Annotated in this window: 6 protein-coding genes and 1 pseudogene; all 7 read right to left on the reverse strand. The window is 34.0% G+C overall.

From position 1 onward, the window contains the following. The coding region (locus tag JGH11_RS18565) for a hypothetical protein (protein WP_201114294.1) at window positions 1-278 on the reverse strand (278 nt) is incomplete at its 3' end. Between the two features lie 805 nt (window positions 279-1,083). Then, a complete protein-coding gene (locus tag JGH11_RS18570; protein WP_201114296.1) occupies window positions 1,084-1,830 on the reverse strand; it encodes a hypothetical protein in 747 nt (248 codons plus the stop codon). A gap of 76 nt (window positions 1,831-1,906) precedes the next feature. After that, window positions 1,907-3,799, reverse strand: a complete 1,893-nt coding sequence (gene speA / locus JGH11_RS18575; RefSeq protein WP_201114298.1) for a biosynthetic arginine decarboxylase — start codon at window positions 3,797-3,799, stop codon at window positions 1,907-1,909. 20 nt (window positions 3,800-3,819) lie between these two features. Continuing rightward, window positions 3,820-4,290 (reverse strand): GyrI-like domain-containing protein, encoded by a 471-nt coding sequence (locus JGH11_RS18580; protein ID WP_201114300.1) that lies wholly within the window; start codon window positions 4,288-4,290, stop codon window positions 3,820-3,822. Beyond that, on the reverse strand, window positions 4,287-4,793 hold the full coding sequence (locus JGH11_RS18585; RefSeq protein ID WP_201114302.1) for a flavin reductase family protein: 507 nt from the start codon (window positions 4,791-4,793) through the stop codon (window positions 4,287-4,289). The genes JGH11_RS18580 and JGH11_RS18585 overlap by 4 nt, the downstream gene beginning before the upstream one ends. A gap of 3 nt (window positions 4,794-4,796) precedes the next feature. Then, window positions 4,797-5,939 (reverse strand): aspartate aminotransferase family protein, encoded by a 1,143-nt coding sequence (locus tag JGH11_RS18590; RefSeq protein ID WP_201114304.1) that lies wholly within the window; start codon window positions 5,937-5,939, stop codon window positions 4,797-4,799. Window positions 5,940-5,962: 23 nt separating this feature from the next. Beyond that, window positions 5,963-6,253 (reverse strand): annotated as a pseudogene (locus JGH11_RS18595) (elongation factor 4); the annotation flags it as partial.

Raw genomic sequence — 6,253 nt, forward strand, 5'->3', positions numbered from 1 at the left:
ATGCTAGACAACCTGAATATTAATAAATTTGCCTTATCATTAGTATTAAACGAGAAAGAATAGTCGGGAGGTACAAATATGGCTTTACCCTTTTGGAATGGATGATCGATTGTTTTTCCAAAAGAAAAAGAAGCCTCTCCATTTAATGAGATGACAATCTTGCAATATTGGCTATGATCCTCGAAATTCTGCTCTTTGGTAATGGCTCTTAGCTCAATTGAAGGACGCAAGCTATCATTACTGATTAGACAACCCGAATACTTATTTGAAAAGTTCATAATTGATTCCTAAAAAGTGTTATATATTCCAATCTTTTTCTTTATATGTACTCTTATAATGATATAATTGAATAAACCATGGACCAACTTAGTCCTCAGTTAAATAAATTGATGTCGTACTGACTGTTATTCACCTAATCATATGGTTTTCTTCTATGCAGAATGCCTCTGGATGTATTTCAGACATCATTATTTGTTCATTTTCTTAGTGATATTTTTTTAACTTTTAAGCTACTTACCTAAGTTTGTTCGATAGATACAAAGCTAAATCCTTTGGAAATAAAAACAGTTACCCATATCCGCAATTTTGTTTACCATTTTTTCTTATCTGTATGTTTTTCTGGTATTTCTTATTGAAAATTTAAAACCCCAATTGGTATAACCCTAGAAAAGAAATTTATAGTAAATATTAGATTAATGCCGGACTAAAATAATATAGATGATAGGAAGTAAGTATGATATATGTCTTGATTGATTTTAAGTGTTGAAAATCAAAGTTTAATATCAGAACGATTATTATCTAAAGACCAGTGTCTGTAATTCTTATGGAGTAGATGTGTAGAAGTTAGCCAATAGCCTATTTTTGAAGATTATTTTCAGCTAAAGTCAATTATATGGTTAATTTTTATTTGACGTTGTTTTTCAAGTGTTAAGAAATCTCTATAAATGTTTTAGATGTTGTCCTAAGTATGCAACATTACACGACTCCATTCTGAGGTAGGGGCTTATCGTAATGGAAACCCATGAAAATAAAGAGCTAGTATAAAATGTTCGTCTTACTTTATTATATTAGCTATTCGTATAATTATTTTTCTGTTGCTATTTCTATTGATAATTTATCTGTAGGTTCGGTAAGCATAGAACCCGAATATTCTATAATAGCTACTTTGCCATCAAGAGATAAAGTGGCATCAGGATTGCTAACTTTTATTATCTTTTTCGGAAAATGATATTTAACGACCATTCCTCCATTTGCAAAGAATTTATATAAAGTATTATGTTTAGAATTTGGAGACGATTCTTTATCACTTTCATTATTATTGGTAGGATCAATTACTCGCTTCATTGTTACGTCATCCCATAACAAGCTACATCTAAATAGCTTTTCTACCGGAAGGCTGTTTTGGTTCTCATCATTATCTTTCCCTTTATTCGTATATTGGTCGAGTAGAGACATTGCTGCAAAAGCTTTATTGAGTGCATCAGAATTTTCAAAATTACCGAATATGGAAATGTTTAATTTACTTTCATTTATCTTGTTTTCATATTTAAGATATATAGGTTCTATATTCTTAATTGCATCTTGAATATTTTCAGATGATAAATCAAGTGAATCTTTTATAAAGTCTATTAAATGTATTATGGTATCTGAAGGGATATTATCAGGCGCATTTATCTCCATCGAAGACATTGTCGCGATCATCTCACCGGCATCAATAGACATCTCATATTTTATATTTCCATTTTCGGAGAAATATATATTTTCATAAACTGAACAGTTGGAAAATAATACAGCGATGATAATTGAGAGAATAGATCTAATGTATTTCATAGTTTGTAGTCTGGATTAAAAACCCTCCTTTCAAATTATTGAAGTTCGAAAGGAGAGTATATTGTAAATTGGGTGATTATTCCAGATATGTATATCCGTATAGCCCAGAACGATAATTGGACAAAAATTCTTTTCCTTCTTCTACCGTAATAGAACCTTGTTTCACACAGCTGGTTACCCATGTTTCTACTGTGCGTACAAGTTTCTTCGAATTGTATTGAGCATACTCTAACACTTCGGCTACAGTTTCACCATCTATCATCTGTTCTATTTCGTATCCATCTTTATTGACTGAAATATGTACTGCATTAGTATCTCCGAACAGATTATGTAAATCACCTAATATTTCCTGATATGCTCCAACAAGGAATACTCCTAGATAATATGACTCATTTCTCTTTTTGGAGTGAACAGGCAGATAAGAAGACTGATTACCATTGGTAATAAAGTTGTCTATTTTTCCGTCCGAGTCACAGGTTACATCCTGAAGGGTGGCTGTCCTGTCCGGTTTTTCATCCAACCTATGGATAGGAATTATTGGGAAAACTTGGTCTATGGCCCATGAATCCGGTAATGACTGAAATAATGAGAAGTTACAGAAATATTTATCCGGCAACAATTTAGATAGTTGTTTCAATTCCTCAGGAGCATGCTTCGACCGGCCTGCAATATGAAATATTTCTCTTGCAATGGAAAAATAGAGTCGTTCTACTTGTGCCCTTGTCTTTAGAGTGAGCAAACCAAGGCTGAATAGGTCCAAAGCTTCTTCTCTTATTTGTTGGGCATCGTGCCATGCCTCGAGCATGCGCGGTTGGCTCAAATCATCCCAAATTTGATATAGCTCACGAACTAGTTCGTGATCATTTTCAGATATCTCTTCGTTTTCATCCCATTCAGGTAGAGTGGCTGTTTCCAGGACTTCGAATACAAGTATCGAGTGATGCGCTGTCAATGAACGTCCCGATTCGGTAATAATATTAGGGTGGGGGATATCATTCTTATTTGCAGCATCTACCATCGTGGCAATAGAGTCGTTTACGTATTCCTGTATAGAATAATTTACACTACTTTCATTATATGAAGAGCGTGTGCCATCGTAATCAACACCTAAGCCTCCACCTATATCTACAAATTCCACATTGAAGCCCATAGCATGCAATTGTACATAGAATTGTGCGGCTTCACGTAGAGCTGTTTTTATACGACGTATTTTAGTTATTTGGCTACCAATATGAAAATGAATCAAACGAAGTGAGTTTTTCATATTGTTCTTTTCCAAATATGCTAATGCTTCTAACAGTTCACTCGAATTGAGTCCGAATTTGCTTCCATCTCCCCCCGATTCTTCCCATTTTCCACTGCCTGAACTTGCCAGCTTGATGCGTATCCCGATATTTGGAGTTATTTTTAATCTTTTAGCAACCTTTGTAATAAGAGATAGCTCATTTAGCTTTTCAACAACAATAAAGATGTGTTTACCCATCTTTTGTGCCAGTAGTGCCAATTCTATGTAGCTTTCGTCTTTATATCCATTGCATATAATAAGGGAATTGGGATCGGTATTAATAGCAATAACAGCATGTAACTCTGGTTTAGAACCTGCTTCAAGTCCGATATTGAATTTTTTACCATGGCTAATGAGCTCCTCTACTACGGGGCGCATTTGGTTTACCTTAATGGGGTAAATAATATGATTTTGCCCTTTGTATTCGTACTCTTCGGCAGCCTGTTTAAAACACGTCGAGATTTTTTCAATCCGATTATCCAAAATATCCGGAAAACGGATCAATACAGGAGCCGATACGTCACGAAGTTGTAGTTCGTCCATCACTTCCTTTAAATCAACAGCTACTCCGTCTTTTTTCGGAGTTACAACAACGTTACCTTTCTCGTTTACAGAAAAGTAATTAATACCCCATCCTGCGATGTTATACAACTCAGACGAGTCTTCGATGCGCCATTTTCTCATTCTTTTAGTAAAGTGTAAATTTATTTAATGGATAAATAAGTTGCTATTTTGGCGTTAGAGGGATCTTTTGCATCCTCTCCGTAAACGTCAAAATCAGCTTTATATGCTCTGTCTATATCTGATTTCCAGATATGTGCCCATGTCTTACCTACAACATAGGGAAGTTCTCCTTCCGATATGTATTTATTATATTTTGCTTGAGGAAATTCTTTTATTGCAAGGCTCAAATTGGACGGTATACCTTCCAATGTTGATACTTTATACCCTATAAGGGTTGTATACTCGCCGGTATAGTCGCTTTCATAATCAGTGTAGATACAGTATATATCATTGGATATTTTATTAGGAAGCGATTGTTGAATATAACCATTCCTTATAAAGGTCTCCCATAGTTTTGCAATATCACCTTGCGATTGATGATTTTGATTGGTCGTGCGTACTGATATACCGACAACTGTAAATTTATCTAAAATTATTTCTTCATACTTCATTTTTGCAAAATCTTAGTTATTTCGGCTATATATAAATAATGAAAGTCTTTTTCGGGATACCAGCGTTCTATTATACTTTTATCAAGGAAAGCTTCTTCTTCTATTTTTTGAACAAAAAGCTTCTTTGCGATAATTACTGTGTTAGCCTCTTCAAAATAAGGAACATCATCATCTGATATTGTTGTTAACCCCATTTTTGCTATTTTGTCTTCGTCCCGACCTGATACTTTACCTAAGTAGCCAAGAGCTTTTAGATAACTCTTGTCGAAGAAGGTAAGAGATAAGGAATCTGTACTATCTACAAATTCTTTTGTATAACGTTGAGGTCTTATAACAACGAAAGCTACCTCTTTGTTCCACATAACTCCAAAACCACCCCAACTAGCTGTCATTGTATTGACCGTACCATCTGGCTTGGCTGCACTGATTAGCATCCATTTATCTTTCAATCCGAAAGAATCAGGTGTGAAATCTTTTATGCCTATTTTGTTGAAATTATTCATGTTTTATGTTCTATTTTTATTTGATAATAATTCATCCAGGCTTTTTATAAGAACATCAATATCTGATTGTTTTATTGTCAGTGGAGGTAAGAATCTTAAAGATTCATGTTTATATCCTATAATAATTCCTTTTTCAAATAGTTTATTGCTAATACACTCTATATTAATTGTTGGGGTAAATTCCATTGCGAACATAAGTCCTCTGGCTCTGACACTCTTAATATGCTTCTTATATTTATTTTTTAAGGACTCTAATTGTTCCTTAAAGTATTTACCGGTTGTATTACTTCTGTCTATGAGATTATTCTTCTCTATATATTTTATTACTTCCAGTCCAATTGCGCAGCCCAAAGGATCATTCTGATGGGATTGAGCATATCGGAACGGGTTTTTACAGAATTCTCTATTTATTTTGTTGCTGATTGTTACAGCACTAACGGGATATCCATTACCAATAGCTTTTCCTATAACAATTATATCTGGTATGATATCGTAATGTTGGAATCCAAACCATTTTCCGGTTCTACCCATTCCTGTTGTTACTTCTTCTGCTATAATAATACAACCATTCAACTTCGCAATATCAACGAGTTCTTTTACAAAGCTATATTCAGGAAATTGGACTATATCAATAGAAGCTCCTCCAGTCTCTAATACAAGGCATGCAATCTCTTTGAAATTAATTTTCTTTATAGACTCAATATCATTATAGCGTACGTTGGTAATATATTCATTATCAGTGCTTATTTGTCCAAATCCATATGCACTAAGATATGTATTGTCTATTTTTAATATTTTTTTTCGGTTAATGATATGTTGTGAAATAACTATAGCTAGATTTACTGCTTCCGAGCCGGAACTAAGAAAGACGCTAGCCCCATTTTCTATACCTATTATTCTTTGTAGTTCTTTTGATAGCATTTCAGCAAACTCATTCCGAAATTTATATCCGTGATGAATAGATTGTTCTGCTTGAGAAGCTATCAGGTTAGTAATGTATTTATTACTATGTCCAATGTTAGTACACCATACACCTGATTCAAAGTCAATATATCTCTTTCCATCAGAGTCAAACTGATAACAATCTTCTGATTTTACTATCAGTTTTTCTGAGGAAATATAAAACGGTATAATGTTCTTAATCATCTATTTATTAATGGACTTGTTAGCTAATCCAGTTTCAATACAGCCAAAAATGCTTTTTGTGGAACTTCTACGTTACCTACTTGTTTCATGCGTTTTTTACCTTCTTTCTGCTTTTCTAATAGCTTACGTTTACGTGAAATATCACCACCATAACACTTTGCAGTAACGTCTTTACGTACAGCTTTTATTGTTTCACGAGCAATAATCTTAGCTCCAATAGCGGCTTGTATGGCAATATCAAATTGTTGACGTGGAATCAGTTCTTTCAGTTTTTCACACATACGACGTCCGAAATTAACCGCATTGTCTATATG

This window comes from Dysgonomonas sp. Marseille-P4677 (genome assembly GCF_016652235.1).
In the GTDB taxonomy this organism is placed as follows: Bacteria; Bacteroidota; Bacteroidia; order Bacteroidales; family Dysgonomonadaceae; genus Dysgonomonas.

Coding starts and splice junctions, on each gene's coding strand:
- JGH11_RS18570 (WP_201114296.1), bottom strand. CDS start 1,830: ATGAAATACATTAGATCTATTCTCTCAATTATCATCGCTGTATTATTT.
- speA (WP_201114298.1), bottom strand. CDS start 3,799: ATGAGAAAATGGCGCATCGAAGACTCGTCTGAGTTGTATAACATCGCA.
- JGH11_RS18580 (WP_201114300.1), bottom strand. CDS start 4,290: ATGAAGTATGAAGAAATAATTTTAGATAAATTTACAGTTGTCGGTATA.
- JGH11_RS18585 (WP_201114302.1), bottom strand. CDS start 4,793: ATGAATAATTTCAACAAAATAGGCATAAAAGATTTCACACCTGATTCT.
- JGH11_RS18590 (WP_201114304.1), bottom strand. CDS start 5,939: ATGATTAAGAACATTATACCGTTTTATATTTCCTCAGAAAAACTGATA.